The organism is Vibrio sp. 10N.222.55.A1, assembly GCF_041473835.1.
Taxonomy (GTDB): domain Bacteria; phylum Pseudomonadota; class Gammaproteobacteria; order Enterobacterales; family Vibrionaceae; genus Vibrio; species Vibrio crassostreae_C.
Window position 1 is genome coordinate 1 of sequence record NZ_JBFRSX010000021.1, and the last position, 23,019, is coordinate 23,019.

Annotated in this window: 14 protein-coding genes; 12 read left to right on the forward strand and 2 right to left on the reverse strand. The window is 42.4% G+C overall.

Annotated features, from left to right (window positions below):
- The first annotated feature begins 347 nt into the window (after positions 1-347).
- The 6 genes from AB4493_RS06320 to AB4493_RS06345 all read left to right on the forward strand — a co-directional run bounded on the left by AB4493_RS06320 (position 348) and on the right by AB4493_RS06345 (position 11,872).
- On the forward strand, positions 348-2,432 hold the full coding sequence (locus tag AB4493_RS06320; RefSeq protein ID WP_372154680.1) for an McrB family protein: 2,085 nt from the start codon (positions 348-350) through the stop codon (positions 2,430-2,432).
- Positions 2,433-2,437: 5 nt separating this feature from the next.
- Entirely contained in the window at positions 2,438-3,814 is a 1,377-nt protein-coding gene (locus tag AB4493_RS06325) for an McrC family protein (RefSeq protein ID WP_372154681.1), read from the forward strand.
- Positions 3,815-4,138: 324 nt separating this feature from the next.
- Complete coding sequence (gene zorA / locus AB4493_RS06330; RefSeq protein WP_372154682.1) at positions 4,139-6,253, forward strand: anti-phage ZorAB system protein ZorA; 2,115 nt, start codon at positions 4,139-4,141, stop codon at positions 6,251-6,253.
- Complete coding sequence (locus tag AB4493_RS06335; protein WP_017083526.1) at positions 6,253-6,984, forward strand: OmpA family protein; 732 nt, start codon at positions 6,253-6,255, stop codon at positions 6,982-6,984. The genes zorA and AB4493_RS06335 overlap by 1 nt, the downstream gene beginning before the upstream one ends.
- Positions 6,984-8,435, forward strand: a complete 1,452-nt coding sequence (locus AB4493_RS06340) for an EH signature domain-containing protein (protein WP_102393903.1) — start codon at positions 6,984-6,986, stop codon at positions 8,433-8,435. The genes AB4493_RS06335 and AB4493_RS06340 overlap by 1 nt, the downstream gene beginning before the upstream one ends.
- A complete protein-coding gene (locus AB4493_RS06345) occupies positions 8,426-11,872 on the forward strand; it encodes an SNF2-related protein (RefSeq protein ID WP_372154683.1) in 3,447 nt (1,148 codons plus the stop codon). The genes AB4493_RS06340 and AB4493_RS06345 overlap by 10 nt, the downstream gene beginning before the upstream one ends.
- A gap of 345 nt (positions 11,873-12,217) precedes the next feature.
- On the opposite strand, the gene AB4493_RS06350 is transcribed toward AB4493_RS06345, so the two are convergent.
- Entirely contained in the window at positions 12,218-13,477 is a 1,260-nt protein-coding gene (locus AB4493_RS06350) for an adenylosuccinate synthase (RefSeq protein WP_017059182.1), read from the reverse strand.
- Positions 13,478-13,691: 214 nt separating this feature from the next.
- On the opposite strand from AB4493_RS06350, the gene AB4493_RS06355 reads away from it, so the two are divergent.
- The 4 genes from AB4493_RS06355 to AB4493_RS06370 all read left to right on the forward strand — a co-directional run bounded on the left by AB4493_RS06355 (position 13,692) and on the right by AB4493_RS06370 (position 18,573).
- On the forward strand, positions 13,692-14,564 hold the full coding sequence (locus AB4493_RS06355) for a LysR family transcriptional regulator (RefSeq protein ID WP_017068305.1): 873 nt from the start codon (positions 13,692-13,694) through the stop codon (positions 14,562-14,564).
- A 276-nt stretch (positions 14,565-14,840) separates the two neighbouring features.
- A complete protein-coding gene (gene dmeF / locus AB4493_RS06360) occupies positions 14,841-15,836 on the forward strand; it encodes a CDF family Co(II)/Ni(II) efflux transporter DmeF (protein WP_017059184.1) in 996 nt (331 codons plus the stop codon).
- Entirely contained in the window at positions 15,814-16,230 is a 417-nt protein-coding gene (locus tag AB4493_RS06365; RefSeq protein WP_017059185.1) for a MarR family winged helix-turn-helix transcriptional regulator, read from the forward strand. The genes dmeF and AB4493_RS06365 overlap by 23 nt, the downstream gene beginning before the upstream one ends.
- 618 nt (positions 16,231-16,848) lie before the next feature.
- A complete protein-coding gene (locus AB4493_RS06370) occupies positions 16,849-18,573 on the forward strand; it encodes a methyl-accepting chemotaxis protein (protein ID WP_372102310.1) in 1,725 nt (574 codons plus the stop codon).
- Between the two features lie 145 nt (positions 18,574-18,718).
- Here the strand turns inward: AB4493_RS06370 and AB4493_RS06375 are convergent, their stop codons facing one another.
- Entirely contained in the window at positions 18,719-18,958 is a 240-nt protein-coding gene (locus tag AB4493_RS06375; RefSeq protein WP_004733935.1) for a PAS factor family protein, read from the reverse strand.
- 239 nt (positions 18,959-19,197) lie between these two features.
- Here AB4493_RS06375 and AB4493_RS06380 point away from each other — a divergent pair, with 239 nt between their 5' ends.
- The gene (locus tag AB4493_RS06380; protein ID WP_372154684.1) at positions 19,198-20,196 is read left to right on the forward strand and encodes a DHH family phosphoesterase; all 999 of its coding nucleotides are present in this window, start codon (positions 19,198-19,200) and stop codon (positions 20,194-20,196) included.
- A 487-nt stretch (positions 20,197-20,683) separates the two neighbouring features.
- On the forward strand, positions 20,684-22,873 hold the full coding sequence (locus AB4493_RS06385; RefSeq protein ID WP_372154685.1) for an immunoglobulin-like domain-containing protein: 2,190 nt from the start codon (positions 20,684-20,686) through the stop codon (positions 22,871-22,873).
- Positions 22,874-23,019: the final 146 nt, after the last annotated feature.

Here is a 23,019-nt window from a genome sequence, read left to right on the forward strand (position 1 = left end):
CAACGCTCAAGTGGGCGAAATCATGGCGAATGTCAAAGCGATTAACAAAGTCATAGGACTAGGTATGCCCGTTAGAAGCTAACGGCTAGCTACATATGGTGTCGTTGATCTTCAAGCTGATTTGATCAACAACGCCGTTACCGAGTACTGATGACAAGAGGTAGAGATGGCGTAGTGTTTTATTTCCCTCAAGAGGCACTGTTCGACCAAACTTACGAATATTTCTTAAGTGCAGGTGCACAATGCCTATAAAGGCAGCAATCATTCAATCAAAACTATAGTTGTGTTTATCAAAATCCTGTTAGAACAGGACAAAGCAAGAATAATAGTAAGGAAAGAGGCTAGGTATGGACGTTTCAAAGCGGTCAGTTGAGGATGCCGTAACTCAGTTGAAGCAAGATGGTTATTACGAAAAGGACTTTCATCACTTTGTTGAAATTGACGGCAATTTGTATCCAGCAAAAAGACTCTACAGTGTGATTTTTGATGTCCACCACAGTCAGTGTCATACGTCTGAAGCTGAGAGGTTTTTTGAAAAGCAAGGGTATAAATTAGTCAACAAAGACCCACTACAAACTATCCCTAATATTTGGAAAGTTTCCCATGGTTTCAACGAAATATCTGAAAGCGTATCCCAATGGCTAGACGAAAATAACTATCTAGCTGTACATAGCGAAACAGCAAAAAGTCAGGGCAGTCGTTTTATCAAGGAAGTCAAAGTTAGTGATATCGTAAGCCTTTCTCGCAGCGGTTATTTAAAGGCCTTGGTACGAGTCACTGGAGAGGCTATGTTCGATGATGAATCTCCTTTAGATCATGGTTGGAGGTTTCGAAAGTATGAGTTAGTCCGTTCTTTGTCAGAGTTACAAAAGTACGCAGGCCCAAGTAAAGGTTGGGCCCCAAGCTATAACAGTACTCTTGCAAAGGTATACCAGCAAAAACAAGACCTAAAGCTATTTGAAGAGAGCATTCTGCAACCATACTACTCGATGAGTTTAGATGAACTGAGAGTTAAGCATGATAGTGAGAAGGAAAGCCAAATGAACCATGAATATAGTAGTCACAGTATCATCTCTCCGCTTAACCAAATTTTGTATGGGCCGCCAGGCACTGGTAAAACCTATCATACTATTGAAGCCGCAGTTCAAGCCGCTGATCCTGACTTTTACGCCAGCATAAACATTGATCCTGAAACCGGTGTATCAGAAGAGCAAAGAGGCTCACTAACGAAAAAATACAAAGCACTGACTGCCGCTGGTCGAATTCGTTTTGTCACATTTCATCAAAGCTATGGGTATGAAGAGTTTGTGGAAGGACTCAGTGCTAAAACAGAAGGCGGTCAAATTTCTTACTATGAAAAAGAGGGTGTATTTAAGGCGCTCTGTGAAAAAGCTAAGGACTACCAAGAAACCAAAACCACGGATGAGAAAGATGATTTTGATACATTGTGGGGGCGTTTTTTAAATAGTTTATCTGAACTGGAAGAGGGCGTTCGAGTCGACACAGTTCGTACGTTTTTCATAGTGACTGATGTCGATAACAACACAATTCGCTTCGAAAAAGACAAAGGCGAATCAACTCATTCTTTGAGTGTAAAAACCTTAAAAGACATCTTTCATGGTGCTCGAGTGATTAATGGAGGATTGAACCCTTACTATTCTGCTTTGATCAAGCATTTAGAAAAGCTTGCGCATAGTCAGCGCGAAGTCAAAACAGAACGCCAAAACTATGTATTAGTTATCGATGAGATCAATCGAGGTAATATCTCAAAAATTTTTGGTGAACTGATTACCTTGATTGAACCTTCTAAGCGCAAAGGTGCGCAGGAGCCGCTAGAAGTCACCCTACCTTATTCTGGTGATACTTTCTCAGTACCAGATAACTTATATATCATTGGCACTATGAACACGGCAGACCGTTCATTGGCAATGATGGACACTGCATTACGTCGTCGTTTTGATTTTAAAGAGATGATGCCAAACCCCAAGCTTTTTGCTGATAAAGAAGTTAAGGGCATCAATTTATCTAAATTGCTAGAAACACTAAATAAGCGAATTGAAGTTCTCTATGATCGTGAGCATACGCTCGGTCATGCTTTCTTGTTCCCTGTTTTCAATGAGGTTGATGAAGGCAATGCGTTTATCGAGCTACAGTCAGCATTTAAGAACAAGATAATCCCACTATTGGAAGAGTATTTTTATGAAGATTGGAGCAAGATTCGTTTAGTCCTTGGTGACAGTTTGAAGCAAGATGAGAGACTACAATTTTTAAAAAGAACTGAAGACTCCTACAGTGAGTTATTTGGCCCTGAACATGGATTGGAGCTGTATGAGGATTGTAAAGTGACATACTCATTCAAGCCTTTTGGGGCAGGGACTGTTTGGCAAAACCCGGCAGCGTTCAAAGCTATCTACGCAAAAGATAGTGAGTAAGGCTAGTGAAAGCCAAACAAGAAATTACTCTCTTTGAGTATGACTGTTTAGTGAGTGAAGATGTGCTGAAAGATCAGACTGCATCTTCACACGTTCAAGCTATCTCTATATCAGCTTATCAATATCTCAAGCAGCTTTGCTTAAGTAATGAGAATGAAAGAAATCTTCTTCAATTACGTCGTCGAAATGGTATGGAAGTTCTGCAAGTTCAAAACTATGCAGGAGTTATGTTTACGCCAGATAAAACGCAAATTGAAATCTTGCCTAAAATCGGAAAAGGCTTCACAGATGAAGGTAGTGACAACAACTATGATGACGCTTATGTGAAAGCTCGGCACACACTACTAGTAATGTTACGTGCGTTGAAAGGTTTCTCACATATTCAAACCTCGAATGCTAATATTACTCGCCAAAGAATGCCGTTGTTAGAGGTATTTATAGGCCAGTTCTTACAGTCGGTGAACACGCTCGTAAAACGTGGCTTAAGAAGCGACTATGTACGTAGGGAAGACAATTTAGGTTTCTTAAAGGGGAAGCTGAATGTAGGAAAACAAGTTAGGCATAACTCCATTAGTAAGCATAAATTTTACTGTGAGTACGATGAGTTCTTACTCGATCGTCCCGTAAACCGGTTAATGCATAGTGCTCTAAAACGAGTGAAAGGCTATACGCGGAGTGCAGAAAATCAGAAGTTGTTACAAGAGCTAGACTTTGTATTCAATGAAATACCAGAGAGTATGGACTACAGCGTTGATTTTTCGAAAGTCAGGCTTGATAGAGGGATGAGTTACTACCAAATACCTTTAGACTGGTGTCGACTAATCTTAGAAGGCTTTTCTCCACAAACGATGAAAGGTGGTGCTAACGCAGCTTCTCTTTTATTCCCTATGGAGAAGGTATTTGAAGACTACGTTGCTAAAGTTTTAAAAGAACAACTAGCGGTCAGTCATCCTAAGCTCAGTGTTAGTACACAAGTTACTGGTGAGTACCTTGCCCGTTATGACGGTAGAAACAAATTCAGTTTACGCCCAGATTTGATTATTAAGGAAGGGAGCTCCAATCAAGTCGTGCTCGATACGAAGTGGAAGCTTCTCAATACCAAGTTAAGTAATTCAAATATCTCCCAATCGGATATTTACCAACTGTTTGCTTATGCAAAAAAATACCTTGCGGATGATGAAAGTGGTCAGGATGTGGTGCTGATTTACCCTAGCCAAGACAACTTTGATGAAGCACTGCATTTCCCCTTTGAGTTGGGAGGTGGGCATCAGCTTTGGGTCGTACCATTCGATATATCAGAGAAGGAATATACGGGTATCAGATGGCCATCAGGTTTCAACTTGCCCTCTAGTATTGAAGCTCTTCAACAGCAATCAAACTAATGCGAGTGCAGGAAAGACTCTAAGAATTGATTGTAATGAACTAGATCAATATGCATGTGATGGATCTATCTATTATTGCGCCATGAATTTTGCTCTAAGGCCTGGTGGGTATTTAGAAAAAACTACGAGTTAGATTATCAAAATACCTTAAAAGAGATCACGAGCCACAGGCATAAAAAATATATGGAGTTTTGAAAACTTTCAGCAATAGATGAAGTATTCGCTGCTTCGTTAACACAAAGCACTCAGCGCATGGTTGAGTTGTAGGTTCATAGAATTTCAACAATCAAGTTTGTTGACGTATTAATTTTGGAAGTGATTTAAATGAAAGATAGCCTTAACCTCTCTAGTTTATGGCCCGACTTGAACAGTCTAAACGTAATTCCACCACAAACAGCAGATCAGTTGAGTGCCTTGTTTGTGGTGATTTTGTGGTTTGTAGCGGCATTTTTCTTACTGTGGTCTATATCTGCTTTCATTCGAGCTACTCGTCGTGTGAAGTGGTTAAATCACTTGCTTAATGATGCTGAGAAGGCAAACCCTGCTGATAGTAGACATGACTTAATTGCCAAAGCAGAACTAAAGAAAAATTCAGTAGGGCATTTGTGGCTAGAATTTGATGAAACGCTGTTGGAAGTCAGAGGATCTGACGAGGTGTTACGGTTACATAATACATTTGATGCTGACTATTTCTTCAATAGTTCCACTCTGGCTGGTGGTAGTACTGAGAATAGAATGATAGCTGCAGTACCTGGTTTCTTAACGGCCTTAGGGGTAATTGGTACCTTTGTGGGTTTGCAACTCGGTCTTTCTGACTTAAACATTGCAGGTAATGTTGATGTAAATGAAATGAAAGATGGGGTGGCGGGAGTTATCAATGGAGCAAAAATTGCTTTTATGACATCAGTCTGGGGTGTCCTATTGAGCGTAGCTTTCAATTTCATTGAAAAAATACTTGAACAGATTATTAGGAAAAAGATTAAGGTTCTGCAAAATAGAATTGACAGATTATTCCCTCGATTGAGCGCTGAAAACCAATTGCAATCTATTGCGAATAATAGCCAGCAGTCACGTGAAAGTCTACAAGGGCTAGCTGAGAAAATTGGCGAGAAAATGCAAGAGTCTTTAGTACAGGCAACTCAGGGCATTCAACAAGGCCTGGAGAGCAGCTTAGAAAAAATTATGGCTCCTGCTATTAATAAGCTCGTTGACGAAACTTCTGACGGTAATCAGAAAGCACTAGAGAGTGTTCTTCAATCATTCATGGATGGTTTCGGGCAGCAGGGTGAACAGCAGCGTGTTGCTATGGATAGTGCCTCTAAGGGAGTGAATGAAACTTTAGAATCTATGAGCACATCTTTGGCAGCATTTGTTAATAAGCTTGAAGCTCAGCAGAGCGCATCAACGGAGAGAGAGAAAGAGCTGATTTCTTCGATTTCTGTACAGGTATCTGAGTTAGTAACACAAGGCAATGAGCAAAAGAGAATGATGACCGAGTTTGTGGAGAAACAGGTCTCAGAAATGGGTGAGCAACTTAGCCAGAGAGAGAGTGCAGCTTCGGAAAGAGAACAAAAGCTGGCTTCTTCTATGGAAACGACAATTAAAGAACTTGTCGATAATGTGTCGGGGCAAAGCCGAGTTTTAACAGAATTTGTTAATAACCAAGTAGGTGAACTTACACAAACGTTCTCTAAGCGTGATGAGCAGTCAAGCCTGATGGAAAAAGAGCGCAATGACATGTTTGTTTCTCAAACAAATGCAATGAAATCGGGAACTGATGAGCTACTAGCACAAGTTAAATCAAGTGTTGATATGCAGCAATCTGCGTCTCATCAGGTTTTAGAACAAGGTAAGCATCTTCAAAATAGTATTGAAACTTCTGTATCTGCATCTGCGAGAGCGACAGAGAGTATGCAGCTATCAGCGGTAGAGTTGAGAAATGCAGCTGACAGTATGAGCGTCTTTGGCTCGAATATTAAAGATGCGGGTAATAAGCTTTCAGGAGCAGTAACTGAAGCTGTAAGCAGTACTAAAGATTTGGCTGAATTGAATCAGTTAAGCGTAGAGAAAATCCACTCCTTGAGAGAGCAACTTGTTGAGGATACGAGTAAATTTGGTGAACTTGCTGATAAGATTAATGGCATGTTAGATAGCGCAGAATCGTCGTTCAATCAATTACGTTCTACTCAAAATGAGTTTTTGACAGAGCAAAAGAGTAACCTGACCGAACTAACTTCAGAAATGAAAAATAACGTGAAGGAACTGAGCGAGCAAATGTCGACCCTACTGGAAGAGTATGCTGATGAGGCAAATAGCCAAACCAATGAACACCTAAAAATTTGGTCAACGACTAGTACTCAATACGCAACGCAGATGGTTAATGCCGTCAATGCAATTTCAAGTGTCGTAGATGAAATCCAAGACAAAGTGAGTCACTAATGCGTAGAGGTTCGCGATACCAATCAAACGGTTCAGTTGACGAAGAAAACCCGTATTGGGTTTCCTTTTCTGACCTTATGTCAGCGCTTCTTGTTATCTTCATACTGGCCGCTGTAGCGTTAATTATTGAACTTACTCAAAAGACAAATGATGTTGAAGCAGGAATAGAAGAGCTAAAAAAAGCTGAACAGGCGAGAAAAGATATAATCTATGACGTTAGAGATGAATTAGCTAAACGAAATGTTATCGTTGAGATCGCCGATAATGACACTGTAATACGTATACCTGAGAGCACTCTAACGTTTGCTTCAGGTAAGGATTCCATCCCAAAGAGCCCTGAAGTCCAACAGGCGGTAAAAGATATTGGTGCTGTGCTTCATATGGCTGTTCGAAAGAACGAAAGATTCAAGTACCTAGATACAGTGTTTGTAGAAGGACACACTGATAGTGATGGGATCCATTATCGAGGGAAGGGGAACTGGGGTTTATCTGTAGATAGAGCTATATCAGTCTGGAATGTTTGGCAAGCTGAAGTAGAACTTACACCTAAATTGGGTGAATTAGAAAATGCATTTGGACAGCGCCTTTTTTCTGTAAGCGGTTATGCAGAAACGCGCAGAGCGAATCTACAAGAAGCTAACCAACAAGATAAAAGCCAGAACCGAAGAATCGATATTCGCTTTACGGTCAAGAAACCATCTATTGCTGACTTAGAAAGGATTGTTAATTAGTGCGCCTTCGTATTAAAAAGCTACCGGTAACTTTACGTCATGATCCTTTGGGTAAGTCAATAGAGGAGCTGTCTCAGCTCACCCAGAAACTTGGAGTACTGTCCAAGAACGCTGGTATTGAAAATACTAAATTTAAGTCAGCATACGGTGATGTCTACAAAGCACTGATAGCTAACAAGGCTGTAGAAGATGTAGTAGATACTTCTGTTCATGTGCGAGCGTTGGCAATCTCTTTGCAAACTGACATAAAAAATAAAGTCAGCTTTACTCGTCGTCTTCTCAATAAGATCACAGAAATCGTGGGGAAGCCTAGTGCACTTGTTATTGAATCATTTTATCAGCATTTCCTATCAGAGTATGACCAGCTAACGGATTGTGATGCGACCGCTGAATGGTTATTAGAAGCGAAGCAAAAGAGAGGCTACGAGGGAGAGTTTGATGAGAAACTCCTGTCAAGCAATGGACCTCAGTGGCTCGCTAAGCAAGCAATCGAAAGAAATATTGATTTTGACCATTGGATTAATGAGCTTGATTTACAACATTACGCTAATGGTCGCTATTTGACGACAGCTAAAGGGATCTATTACGTAGAACAGCTTGAAACGATTCCGATCGGTATCGATCATCCATTGTTATCTGAGGTTCAGAAAAAGGCAGTTTTTGAAGCTCAATATGATTCAGAGGACTTGTTAGGACACAAGATTCTGCGAATTTTAATTGGTCGTTCTATTGGTTCTCATATGAGTGAATCATGGATGAATGTAGTGCTTGCTGTGGCAGGAGATCCTCGAGTGCCAAGCTCCAATCCACGGTACATAAAGTGGTGGAGAAATATTGATGCTCAGTTGACTCAAGCGGTTCGGGGATGGTTGTCTAAATTAGACCTTAAGTTGTTCTTAGAGGCTTTGGAGGATTATTCGTATTCCTCATCCAACTATGAACTACAAAGAATGTACCCATCTAGGAAGCATTTTTTAGAAGGAATGTTTGATGCAGGTGTTATTACTAATACACGACTGTATCTGAGTCGAGATGCCGCTCAATATTTGAAACGAAATTATGACGCTAAACACTTGCCAAACTTTTCGACAGTGAAAGATGGGGATAAGTCTATCATCTATGTTCAGATGGAAGGCGCACACATGATTGAGGGAAGCCATAGTTGTTACTTATGGCTTTACAGACACTTAGAACCTTCAGCTTGTGTGTTCAATTATAATATTACTAGTCCAACTTATTCGCAGTTGACCAGTGGATTAAATTACCAAATGACTAATTTATCCGGTGGGGCGACAGCAAAGATTACGCATTCTCCTTCAAGTTATTCTTGGCAGCGACGCGCATTGACTGAACTCAGAGACTTAGGGGTTCAATTGACAGCTAAAGATATTCTTTCTAGTGATGATTATGTCGACTTTAAACAACGTTTCGGAGTAAGAGAATGGAGCTAACTTCTTTAATCAGTAGATTTTTTTCTGGTTTAGATAAAACATCCAAATTTGATTTGGTATGTGATGGTAGCCTTGATTTCACTGCTTCGAAGTCTAACTTAGAAAAAATACGAAGCGGTCGAGCAAATGAGTGGTTCACCGCTCAATTTGTTGCTCTTAAAATGCTTGAAGAACAAGGAGAAGTAACATCGTTTCCCGATGGGTTTATGATGCCTGCATCGACTGCTGTTCGCTTAGATTCAGAGTTGATGACTCTTTTAGGCCTTCCTGAACTTTGGGGAGGAGTAATTGATGCTGACATAAAAGGAAAGGCAAGCAATCCCGACTTTAAAATTGACTTGGCAGTGACTACGCAACAAGGTCGTTCAACGCTTAATTATTCAATTAGTGGTCCTTTTATTAGGTTTGGAAAAGAGGCAGAGTATTTGTTAACACCATCACAGTTGATGGTGTTTGAGGCAAAAAATCTTCATCAAAACTCCGAAAAGTCTGAGTACGATAATTTGCTTTTTCTTCATGCTCTTCAAGAAGCGCAATACCAAGGCTGTCGGTTAAAGTTAAAACATTTTGATAAATTAAGAATTTTAACGCCTAGCTCAGTGACTGTAGATGTGGAGCTTAACGCTAATGGGGACCTTATATTAACGCCTAATATGGGGCAACATGCTAGCCATGAAGCTATCCAGAGGGTGCTAGGTCAATTACAAAGTGATAGTTCGGTTTCTCTTAAAGTAGGAGATGAGATAGTACTTTTTTCTGAGGAAAAACTGAAAGCTGTCAAAGAAGTTATCAGCAATAGGGTTGTACCAAAAAGCCAGGTTAAAGCATTTTTGGAAAATCCGACCGCATTTATTGACGCGAGCTTAGTTGACCTGGATTTGGGTTTTTCTCTAAGGGTTCGTGGTGCAACGACATTTAAGCATGCCTATTTTGGAGAGACGGATGAATCCGGTATTGATTGGTTTGGTACTTCATTAACAACAGAGGCCATTTATCCAATATCAAAGCTCATTGATGCAATTGATGACAGGCCCGCTTTATTAGAAGTAAGCAAAAAACTCGATGACGCTCAACATACCGGAGCTACAGTTTTTGATTACGAAGGGAAATCGTATGACATTGGTGATCGTGAGGCTGTGAGTAAAACACTTGTAGCAATCGAAGATAAAATTTCTAAACCAGCTGGTGATAGTTCTGAAGATGAACCTGGTGTATCGGAGAAGGACTCAAGTGAAAAAGAGGTCCATGTTGTTGATATCGATCTAAATGATGAGGAGTTGTCAGAAAACTCCCCGCAGGTTGATAAATTGATCGCAGATATGGCGTGGGAAGGTGAGTTAAATTGGGACAATCACAAACGAAAACCATTTCCGCATCAAGAGGTGGGCGTTAGGTGGATTCTGGGGGTAGAACAGAAGATTCTTACTGAACCAAGTATCAGCGGAGCATTACTAGCTGACGATATGGGTTTAGGTAAAACCTACATGGCTCTCTCGGCTATAGAGCATATGTACCAACGTATGACGATTGAGGCTAAGACTAAGAAACCGACATTAATCGTTGCTCCGTTAAGTCTGCTTGAAAACTGGAAAGATGAAGTAGATAAAACATTTGAAGCGTCTCCTTTTAAAGACATAGTCATTTTGCAATCGGCTGCCGATCTAAACAGATACAAGATGGGTGGCGTTGAAATCCGAAACCAAAAAAATTCAGATGAAGAGCTTGAACCTAAATACTCTTTAAAAGTAGGAAAGCACTTTGGTTCCGAGCGTCTAGACCAACCACAACGACTTGTTATTACTACTTATCAAACGTTGCGGGATTATCAGTTTTCATTGTGCTTAATTGATTGGGGTGTTGTTGTTTTCGATGAAGCTCAGAACACTAAAAATCCTAATGCCCTGCAAACCAGGGCAGCTAAAGGACTGAAAGCGGATTTTAAATTGGTCGCTACCGGTACGCCGGTGGAGAATAGCTTGGCAGATTTTTGGTGCTTAATGGACACTGCCTCTCCCGGGTATTTAGGGACTTATCAGGAGTTCCGTTCTCACTACATTTCACCTATTCTCAAATCTGCCGGAGATGAAGTTGAAGAGGTCAGAGCTAGACTAGGGAGAGAGTTGCGTATCGCGGTGGGTGCTTTGATGCTTAGACGAGTTAAAGAAGATAACCTGAAGGGCCTACCTGCTAAGAATATGTATGCTGGTGGACACTTTGATGGGTGGGAGTACCTGAAAGAATTAGAATCTACGATGGTCGGGTATCAGCGCGATGTCTATGAAGGAACGATAAGTAATCAAATTGAAAATGAAGATAGCCATGCCTTAACTACATTAATGAGATTACGAGACAGTTCATTACATCCGAGATTAAGTGACGGTGGACGACTAGAACTTCCTAGAAGCAGTAAAGTGGCTCGTGAATTATATCTAGAGTCGGGGAAATTAAGTTCATTGCTTGACACTCTTGATAGAGTTAAGAGCCAACAAGAAAAATGCATCATTTTTGCCGTCAATAAGCGTCTACAGAGCTTTTTAAGCATCACCCTAGGTCAAATCTATAGTTTAGGGCCACTGTCGGTAATAAATGGTGATGCCAAAGCTGTAGCTAAAAGAAAGTCAGTTCCAACTCGTAAATCCATGATAGCGGACTTCGAAGCTAAAGAAGGCTTTAATTTGATTGTTATGTCACCAGTGGCGGCGGGTGTTGGTTTAACTGTCGTTGGCGCTAATCATGTCGTCCATCTGGAGAGGCACTGGAACCCAGCTAAAGAAGCTCAAGCAACTGACCGAGTTTATCGAATTGGGCAAACAAAAGATGTTCATATTTACATCCCTTTGTTACATCATCCTGAGTTTGAGTCGTTTGATGTCAACCTTCATAGGTTACTAACGCAGAAAACTTTATTGAAAGACGCTGTAGTCACTCCAGAGGATGTTGTACCGCAGCCATCTGGTGTCGGAGGGAGCATTACTGGGGATCTCATTAATAAACGTATAACACCTGACGAGTTGGACAAATTGAGTTGGCAGCAATTTGAGGCTCTGTGTTTGACGCTCCTGTCCAAGCATTATGATAGTGAAAGCGCGTGGTTAACGAATGCTGGTGCTGACCATGGTGCCGATGGTGTAATCCTGACTCAGTCGGGCAATATTCTAATGCAATCTAAATATACGCAACGAAGATACGATGGATATAAAGGTATACAAGAGATTCACTCTGCTAAGCCGATTTATGAATCTGAGATGCAGAAAACTTTCGGCCGTTTAGTATTTATAACTAACTCACCATCGTTAGCTAAGCGAACTGATGATATAGCTAAAACATGCGGGGTTGAGGTTATCGATAGAGCTAAGCTGCTAACATATCTAGATGAGAATGAAGTGACTTACAAAGATGTTCTAACTCGTCTTGAGAAGCGTAGGCTTAAGGTGTGAAAATTTTATAATGCGTGCTGGTACCGTTTATGGCCGACCAGCATGTTTGTTTTGTGAAAGTAATCTGCTCTTCAGATAAATTTAGTGCTGATCTTGTCTCAGAAGTTGAGTTCTTTCCGAAGTAACACCTGAGGTAACATCTTAAAACTCTACTTTTATATTGTTCATTTTAATCAATTAGATAGGTTGGATGGTAGAGTCCAGTAGCGGCACCAAATTCAAAAGAAAGCCCACCTAGTGTGGGCTTTTTTTTGTCTGTAATTCCTTGTGTTATCTCGTTCTTTATGAACAATCAAAAAAGTCCACTGAATGTGGGCTTTGATGTAGATCTTGTCGTCTTCTAAACTAAGCGCGAATGATCATTTGCTCGCGCTCTGGACCTACCGATACCATCACGATTGGCACACCCATCAGCTCTTCGATACGAGTAACGTAATCTTGCGCTGCTTGAGGAAGGCTCTCAAATGTGCGGCAACCCGTGATGTCTTCATCCCAGCCAGCCATATCTTCATATACGGGCTTTAGCTCAGCCGTTTGTGGCCAAATCGGGTTCTCAGTATGTTCACCTGAGTAAGCGGTACAGATTTTAAGTTCAGACAAACCAGACAGGCAATCGATCTTAGTCAGTGCTATTTCCGTTGCAGCTTGTAGGTCAACACCGTTGCGAGTTGCCACTGCATCAAAGTAACCCATGTCACGTGGGCGGCCTGTTGTTGCGCCGTATTCGTTAGAGCTTTCGCGGAAGCTGTCTTGTTCTTCCATTGCAGTTACTAGCGTGCCAGTACCAACAGACGAGCTGAATGATTTAGCAACAGCGATAACACGTTCAGGACGAAGTGCGGGTAAACCGCTACCAATGCCAGCATAAGCTGCGGTTACATTCGAAGATGTTGTCCAAGGGTATTCACCGTAGACAAGGTCGCGACCTGCGCCTAACTGAGCTTCAAACAGTAGGTTTGCGTCTTGTGATTGCAGCGCTTTAAGCGGCTCAGTTACGTTGCAGATGAACGGGCGCCACGCTTTAGTTACTTCAAGTAGCCATTCTGTCATTTCAGAAGCAGTCTGGGAGAAGTCACATTGAGGGTAGAGCGCTTTAAGCTGAGGCATCTTCCAATCAAGTAGGAATTGAATACGCTGCTCTAAAATTTCAGGTTGATTCAGCCAACCGACAAGAATGCCTTTCTTCATTACACGATCGCCGTACGCTGGTGCAATGCCTTGACGTGTAGAGCCGTAAGCGCCATCGCCCAAACGCTCTTCTTCAAGCGTATCTTCAAGAGCATGTAAAGGAAGACACAGTGTCGCACGATCTGAGATCGCCATTTTCACTTTGATGCCAGCCTCTTGAACTTCTGCAATCTCTTCAGTTAGCGCAGCAGGGCTGATCACCATGCCAGGGCCAAGAACCGCCGTACAATTAGGATTAAAAATACCACTAGGTAGTTGGTGCAGTTTGAATGTACCGAAGTCATTTACCACAGTATGACCTGCATTGTTTCCGCCTTGGAAACGAATGCTAGCAGAAGCTTGGTCTGCTAAAAAATCGACGATGCGGCCTTTGCCTTCATCACCCCAGTTTGCGCCCACAACAACGATAGATGGCATAATTTTTCTCCTAACTGATTGAGGAATCATGTTAGGCCTACAAGGTGGATAAGAGAAATTAATTATCTTTATTATCTTGATAAGGATTTCATATATCCTTAAAGTCTTAAGCTACAAACGAGATTCCCTATCACGTTCGTCCCTCACTGTAGGGAATGACGATGGGGCATTCTTTACTTTTAGGGAATGATATTAGTGACACGAGAGAGAGGACATGATGCTCGATATTAATTTGTTGAAGACGTTTGTGACGCTTGCGGAGTACAAGCATTTTGGGAAAGCGGCCAATGCACTGCACATGACACAACCCAATGTGAGTTTGCACCTAAAACAACTGGAACAACAAACACGCATAAAGTTGATAGAGAGAAGCCCTTTTCAATTGACTCAAGCGGGTGAACGGCTATTGGAAACAAGCCAAAGAACGCTACTCGAACTGCAGATTTGTCAGGCCGATCTCAATGCCATTAACGACCTTAAAATAGGGACGTTAACCATTGCCGTAAGTGACATCATTTCTCGATTTTTGCTAATTCGTCCGTTCCAGAAGTTCAAAGCGCAGTATCCCGGTATTGACCTTACGCTCTTGAATACCACGTCATCTCAGGCATCGAATTTAGTTAAAAATGCTCAAGCGGATATTGGTTTTGTTATCGCCAAAGAGCAGCACAACGAGTCTTTGTATTTCACTAAGCTGCAAGAGCTTTCTTGGTGTGCGCTTGGCGATGGGGTTGATATCCGAGACTCTGATGCAGAGCTCACTTTGATTCTACTAGGTCATGATACGAGAACGCGTGACTTTATTGATGAAGGTTTACCAAGCCTTAATCTACCTAATTATAGGGTGATGGAAGTAGGGAGTGTCGATGCTCAAATCGACTGGGCAGAAGCGGGATTTGGTGTGGCTATTGTCCCGGAGTTTGCGGTATCAACCAAGCAGCACCTGCATTCGAAAGTGACACCATTGACCAACTTCTCGAGCACCAGTCTTGGTTATATTGTTCGGCAGAACCAAGTCTTGTCGAAAGCAACCAAGCAGCTGTTAGGTTGGGTGAATGATGAGATTATTTCATTGCAAAACAAATAAATACAATCATTGAGTTTGACTCAATCAGCCCACCTCGAGTGGGCTTTTTTGTCCCTGGAAAGCCTCGTTTTTACTGAATCAATAATCTTTGGAACAAACTAGCGCTCACCATCAACTATTCGTCCCGAAAATCAGAGTTTCAAAATTCATCGTTGACAAAGTTTGATAATCAAACTAAATTTCAAATTATTACTTTGATTGTCAAATTACTTGTCGATCAAAGGGCTTTTATTTGCAACGATCATCTAACCACAAACACAAGCTAAGGACGCCATTTTGAGTTTTCCAACACGTCACCAACACAACTTTTCTTCACATAACAGTCAAGGTGAGAAACGCACGTTCTATGTCCTGTTATTGACCGTCGTTACCATGGTTGTCGAAATTGTTGCAGGTACTATTTACGGCTCGATGGCATTGCTTGCCGATGGTTGGCACATGGGGACGCACGCCGCAGCGTTTGGTATCACCTTATTTGCATACCGTTATGCGAAGAAACATGCCGAGAGCGAACGTTTCTCTTTCGGTACTGGCAAAGTCAGCGTGTTAGGGGGCTACACCAGCGCGATTGCATTGGGGATTGTGGCATTGTTGATGCTGGTGGAATCAGTACATCGTTTGTTTAACCCACAAGCGATTCAGTTCAATGAAGCGATCATCGTTGCTTGTATTGGTTTAACTGTGAATGTGGTGAGTATGTTTTTACTTGGCGATCACCATCATGATCACGGACACGAGCATGGCCACAATCATAGTAAGAATCACGGTCATTCACATAGCCATGAGCACGACAGCGACCATGGTCATAAACATGGCGAGCATCACGGACACCATCATGATCACAACCTACGCGCAGCCTACATGCATGTGTTGGCGGATACTCTAACTTCGCTGCTTGCGATTGTTGCGCTGCTATTTGGTAAGTTTTACGGTTGGAACTGGTTAGATGCAGCAATGGGAATGGTTGGCGCATTCGTGATTGCTAAGTGGACGATGAACCTTATGAAACAAACCAGCCCAATCCTGCTGGATGAGAATATCGACCAAGATTATCGTGACTCAGTGACCAAAACCTTAACGCCTTATGCGTCGGTCACCGATTTCCATATGTGGAAGGTGAGTGGGCATCACTATTCAGCAGCGATTACTCTTGAATCAAACAGTGATAAAACCGTCTCTGAATATAAACAAATGCTCGCCAAGTTTGATAAGATTAATCATCTTACTCTTGAAGTGCATTCAAACGACCATGCGAAATATAGAACAGCTTAACCAAATACTGACTGAGTTCTACGATAAAATGTCTTCGTGGGAGCAGTCTGTTGTCAAAGAGACGGGTTATTCCCTGGCTCAAGTACACACCATTGAAGTACTTGGTATGCATGGTGCGTTAAGAATGAAAGAGCTCGCTGAAAAGTTGGGTATTACCACGGGTACACTTACTGTTCAAATAGAAAAGTTGGTTAAAGCTGAATTGATTGAGCGCCATGAACACCCAACAGATCGTCGTGCGATTGTGGTTGCCTTGACGGATGAAGGGCAGAAGATACACGTTCACCACAATCAGCTTCACTTGAATTTGGTTAATGAGCTGACGCAAGATATCGAAGAAGACGAGAAAGCGGTGTTATTGAAGTGCCTAACCAAGATGGTAAAAGCGTTTTAGCCAGCCTTGAATTCGCACCTAACTCTTTAGCTGCAAAGCGATTGACTAGAAAATCAAAAGATGGACCTGACTCGAATTGAGTAGGTCCATTTTTTTCGCCGTTTACGCTCTACTGTACAATCATCAATAGACGGATTCACTGTTTAAAAACCAAGTCAAAACCTCCAATATTGCGCTTCGCTCGTGCTCTTCTGGAGAGCCAAAAAAATGTCATCATAAATAATGCATCCAAATGTGCGTCAAAGTCTTTTAATTCAATGCCTTGTATACCATGACATTCAAGCCATTTATGTTCCGTCAAATAGCTGTCTCTCACTTTTATCATTCAACTAATGTACATGTATTCAATTTGTGTTATTGATGCTTTTATCTTTAGTGAAAAGATTCATTCTCTGTTTGAATACCATTGAGAATGTCACTGCTGGTGGGCTGAACAGTCGCTAGATTTAGTGCTCATTACTGATACAAAAAATATAACAATAATCAGGTCGCGCAAGTTGGATATCCATTCTTTGATGCGATTTATTTGGATACTCATAGTTAATTTAGTAAAGACGAGCCACGTATATGAACATAAAGAAAAAGCTCTATTCGTTAGGGGTGTTCTCCATCTTCGGCATGATTTCACTGCTGTTTACCACATCACAATTTGCAGACACCACCGCTCAAATGAGCGAAGCCAAACAAATTACCAAAGAGCTTGAAGTGCGTTTGCTCAACCTTCGCCGTAACGAGAAAGATTTTTTACTGCGTAGCGATATGAAATACCTCGACAAGTTCGACGTAAACTACAAAAAATTCTTAGCGTCTGAATCTGAGCTAGATACAGTGCTCAGTGATTTAGGTTTAGCCAACAGCACACACCTACGTGAAGACATCGAAACCTACCACACCAGCTTTGTTAACTTAGTTAAAGCGAGCGAAGTCTATGGGCTATCACGTGACAAAGGTATGCTAGGCGAGTTTCATGTTTTGCTCGATAACATCAGCGCGACAGCCAGTGCGGAACAAAAAATCGAGCTTTACCTGTTCAATGACTTAATTGAGAAGGGGGAGTTTGACCCGAGTGTTCTTTCTATAACTTCAAATATGAGTAGCTCAGCTGCTTTGATTGACGCTGCTCGCCAAGTGGTTGAGCAAAAGCGAGTGATTGGCTTGAAGCACAACGAAGGTCTGCTTGGGCAAGCTCGCTCGGGTTCTCATGCTATCGAAACTCAATTTAAAGAGTTCTCCGCGGTGCTAGACCAACAAACGCAGCAAGAGATGGACAAGCTATCGCTGATCAACAACATCCTTTGCGTCACGCTACTCGTGTCGATCATTCTGTTCAGCTGGTTAATCGTCCGTTCTATCATTGGTAAAATTGAGTCACTGCTTTCGGTGATTCGTAACATCGTTGATTCTAACGACGTGTCTATTCGTTCGCACCTTGATGGCAAAGACGAACTCAGCACTTTAGGCCAATACTTCAACCAACTGTTGGATCAACTGGAAGGGCTTATCGCTGCCTCTCAATCTAAGTCACTGCAACTGACACAAAGCACATCGAACATGCATGATGAGCTAGAGTCAGTAATCAAACAGTTTGAAGTTCAAGCAAATCACACATCTACAATGACAACGTCAGTTCAAGAGATGGTACTCACCATTGGCGAGATCTCTGAAAGCACATCGGTTGCCGCTGAAGGTGTACATCAAGCGAAAGTGAATGCCGATAAAGGCCGTGAAGTGGTGGTTGAAACCATCAGCAACATCACCCAGTTGTCTGAACGTCTTTCAAGCAGCCAAGATTCGATCAGTTCACTGAACCATCATGTTGACCAGATCGGCGATGCAGTAAACATCATCCAAGGCATTGCAGAACAAACTAACCTATTGGCATTGAACGCAGCAATTGAAGCAGCACGTGCGGGTGAACAAGGTCGTGGCTTTGCGGTAGTTGCCGATGAAGTACGCGCACTAGCAAGCAGAACGCATCAATCGACCACAGAGATAACTTCAGTGGTGAGTGCAATTCAAAGCCAGATGCAGGCGTCGATGGCAGAGATTGGCGAGTGTAATCAACAAGGTCAACTAACGCTGAAAGATTCGGAAGAGCTGGATGCGAGCTTGCAACTTATCTTGAGCGACATGGAAAGCATCCAAGGTAATTCAGAACGTATTGCTTCAGCGATTGAAGAGCAGGGCGCAGTAATGGCGCAAGTGAGTGACTCAATTACTGAGCTGAACACTATCTCGAACGACAATAACGCTTCGGCGCAGCATTGCTTAGTTGAAGTGGACAAGGTAGCAGAGCAAGCGAACGATATGGACCAAGCGGTCGCGCAGTTCAAGACTTCATAAACAACATAGAACTTACTAAAACAAAAGGCGTGGATCATCTACGCCTTTTTTGTGCCTGAAATTCAAATAGATAAATGACGAGAATAAAAAAACGGCCCGATCTGGGGGAAGATCTGGGCCGTTATATTACGTATTAAAGGGGGGACTACTTATTTCGGCCTTCCAGCACATCCAGTGCCAGTTCAACCGCTTTATCAATATTGTCGCATCCCGCTAACTTACCTGAGCTGATAGGACCAAGCACATTAGCGTATAACGAGAGCTGCTTGTTAAATGGCAGGCTCAACTGCTCATATAAACGCTGGCGAATCTCGGCATGTTGCTCAGGAGCGTGAGCAGCAAGGCTTTTCAAAGTGTCATAAACAAGAGTGGTGGTAGTGTTCATTCGTCTCTTTATCTTTGAGTGGGAGGCGCTTATTTTATAATCTTTTCGTATTCTTTTACTGTGATATAAGTCATACAATATTATTAATGTGTTTATCTTTTCAATCTAATGAGAATAAGGCATTCCAAAATAGACTTAAGTATCTGTGAAATATAACTAAAATAATGACAGACTATCGAACACACAAACGAATTGGCGCGTTTCTGGCAAACGGTTAAATCTATAGGAAGAGGAACAACATGCACTACGACGTATTCAACGGAGACGCAGATGGCATAATCGCGTTGTTACAGCTGCGATTAAGTGAGCCAAGAGAGAGCGTGCTCATTACTGGTGTTAAGCGTGATATTAAGTTGGTCTCTCAAGTTGTTACTCAAACTATGGAGCCGGGTAAGCAAGGTGATGTTTCTTCCGTTACCGTTTTAGATGTATCGATGGAGAAAAACCTGCCTGCACTGCACTCACTGCTAGACGCAAACATCAATGTATTTTATTGCGATCACCACCGAACAGGGGATGTCCCAACTTCTAGTCATTTAGATACTCTGATTGATACCGCGCCAGAGAGCTGCACGAGCTTGCTGATTAACCAGAAGCTGAATGGTGCGCATGTGGCTTGGGCAATCGCAGCTGCCTTTGGCGACAATCTAAAAACGGTGGCGGCGCGGCTAGCGGATGAAAATGGATTCGACGAACCTCAAACCGAGTTTTTAGAAGAGCTAGGTACCTTGGTTAACTACAACGGTTACGGTTCGTCACTCAGTGATTTGCATTTCACGCCAGCTGAGCTCTACAAAACCCTTTATCAATACCCGAATCCGTTTGATCTTTTGGATGATAAAGACTCTGTGTTTTATCGACTACGAGCTGCTTATCAAAATGATCGCCAGCAGTTATCAAACCTTGCTCCTGTTTATGAAAGTGAAGTCGCACGTGTGTTTGAACTACCGGGTGAGACTTGGGCAAGGCGCATCAGTGGCGTATTTGGTAATGAAATCGTTAATCAAGATCCAAACCGAGCGCAAGCAGTATTAACGAAAAACCAAGACGGCGAGTCTTACACGGTGAGCTTACGTGCGCCATTATCAAATAGAACGGGTGCAGACGAAATTTGCTCAAGTTTTGCGACTGGCGGAGGAAGAAAAGCAGCGGCTGGAATTAATCAACTTAATGAACTTGATAAGGTGAATTTTATTTCACTATTGGATGCATATTATTCATCTGGCACTGACGGTTAACTGAAAAACTCCCGACGTATACATTCAAAATCCTACAAATTCTTGCTCCTATATTCCGTTATACGTGCGTATTGTTAGCACATGTATGGTGGCTATATCCAAGCTATTTTAGTGATGTCACTCGCAATGGTGTCTGGTCTGAGGTCAGTAATTACGGCGTATTTGGGGTGATTTTTGTCGATTTAAAGTTCATTTTTTCCTATCGGTGATTTTTTATATTTTTGGTTAATTATCTTAGTGAATTAAGGTTGGTTAAATATTTTCATGGTCAATGTATTCGACCGAAAATAACAGTTTTTAGCATTTCAATTTGAATGAAAAGTCAAAGTCATATTGATTCTGATATTCAATCTGTGACTTAAAATCACAAGTTAAATCAAAGGTCATCTTTTCCTATAAATTCCATTACTTCTCTATAAATATTCATGATTACAATGAATTGGTTCGGTTGTGATTGGCACAGCTGTTAAGTAAGGAAGTGGGACTAATGTTGAAACGTAAAGCTCTACAATTAGCAGTATCGGTCGGCATGGCGGCTATGTCTGGCGCTGTTTATGCGAATGGTTCAGATATGACGAATCCAGACTCTGGCGTCGTGGTTGGCTATTGGCATAACTGGTGTGACGGTGGCGGCTACCAAGGTGGTAATGCGCCATGTGTGACGTTGGATGAAGTGAACCCAATGTACAACATCGTGAATGTGTCATTCATGAAGGTTTACGATGTGGCTGATGGTCGAATCCCAACTTTTAAACTGGACCCAACCATTGGGCTTTCAGAAGAACAATTTATTGACCAAATCTCTGAGCTCAACAAGCAAGGTCGCTCTGTACTGTTGGCTTTGGGTGGTGCTGATGCACACGTAGAGCTAGAAACCGGTGATGAAAGAGCCTTTGCTGATGAGATTATCCGTCTAACTGAGCGTTACGGTTTCGATGGTTTAGATATCGACCTTGAACAAGCAGCCGTAACCGCAGCAAACAACCAAACCGTGATTCCAGATGCACTTAAGCTGGTGAAAGACCACTACCGCGCAGAAGGTAAAAACTTCCTTATTACAATGGCGCCTGAGTTCCCGTATCTAACGACTGGCGGTAAGTACGTTCCTTATATCGATAATCTAGAAGGCTACTACGACTGGATTAACCCACAATTTTACAACCAAGGTGGCGATGGTATCTGGGTTGAAGGCGTGGGTTGGATTGCTCAAAACAACGATGCGTTAAAAGAAGAATTCATCTACTACATTTCTGATTCTCTTATCAACGGAACGCGTGGCTTCCACAAGATCCCACATGACAAGCTCGTGTTTGGTATTCCTTCAAGCATCGATGCTGCAGCAACCGGTTTTGTACAAGAGCCACAAGATTTATACGACGCATTTGATAGCCTAACGGCGCAAGGTCAACCGCTACGTGGTGTGATGACTTGGTCTATCAATTGGGACATGGGCACCAACAAAAACGGCCAACAATACAACGAGCAGTTCATTAAAGACTACGGCCCGTTTGTACACGGTCAAGTAACGCCACCACCAGTCGAGGGTGAGCCAGTTCTTAAAGGTATCGAAAATACGCGTGTTCTTCACGGAACAACATTTGATCCTATGGATGGCGCAACGGCAACAGACAAAGAAGACGGCGATCTAACTTCATCAATCGATGTTGAAGGTTACGTTGAAACTAGTGTTATTGGCACTTACGTTTTGACCTACCGAGTGAAAGACAGCGATAATAACGAAACCACTAAAGCGAGAACGGTAGAGGTTTACAGCCAGAAGCCAGTATTTAATGGTGTGTCTGACACGACTGTTGTGTTGGGAACTGCGTTTGATGCAATGGCAGGCGTGACGGCGAATGATGCAGAAGATGGCGACCTGACAAGCACCATTACACACACTGGCAGTGTCGATGTAAATGAAATCGGCAACTACACACTTGTGTATAGCGTAACAGACAGCGCGAACCAAACTGTAACCGCTGACCGTAAGGTATCTGTAACTGATGGTTCTAACTGTGCTGCTGCATGGGATGCCGACACCGTTTATGTTGAAGGTGACCAAGTATCTCATGACGGTTCAACGTGGGGAGCAGGTTGGTACACTCGCGGCGAAGAGCCAGGAACAACAGGTGAGTGGGGCGTTTGGAGAAAAGTTTCAGACTCTTCATGTGGTGGTAACCCAGATCCGGGCGATGACTTAGAGCTTTCGGTTTCAGGACTTCAATCACAATATGCGCCAGATAACGGCAACGTGCGTTTAGATCTGACACTGACATCAAATGAAGCATTAGATGTTACCGCTATGGTGATCAACAGTGCAGGTACTGTGGTTGAGCAAACTAAGGTTAACGTAACGGACAGCCGTGCTATTACCATCGACTTATACGATGTAGCGGAAGGGCAATATGCACTTGAAGTAGTCGGTAAAGCATCTGACGGTGAAATGGTGATGGTAAACGATTCGTTCGCTGTTAAAGACGGTGGCGGAACAACACCTCCTCCAGGTGATTACCCTCCATATGAAGCGGGCACAAACTACGCAGCGGGTGACATTGTGGTCGGCAGCGATAATGGCTTGTACGAATGTAAGCCTTGGCCATACACGGCATGGTGTGCAAGTGCGTCTTACGCTCCAGCAGATAGCCAATACTGGCAAGATGCTTGGACAAAGCTGTAGTCAGCTCAACGCTAGTTATATAAAGTAGACGATCAAAGAGAGGCCATTGTGCCTCTCTTTTTTATGTTCAAACATTTCTGAGTTAGAGCTTTAAAACCCACTTAACCTTAAACTCTGCTCTGCATATTGCTCTAGATCAAAATAGG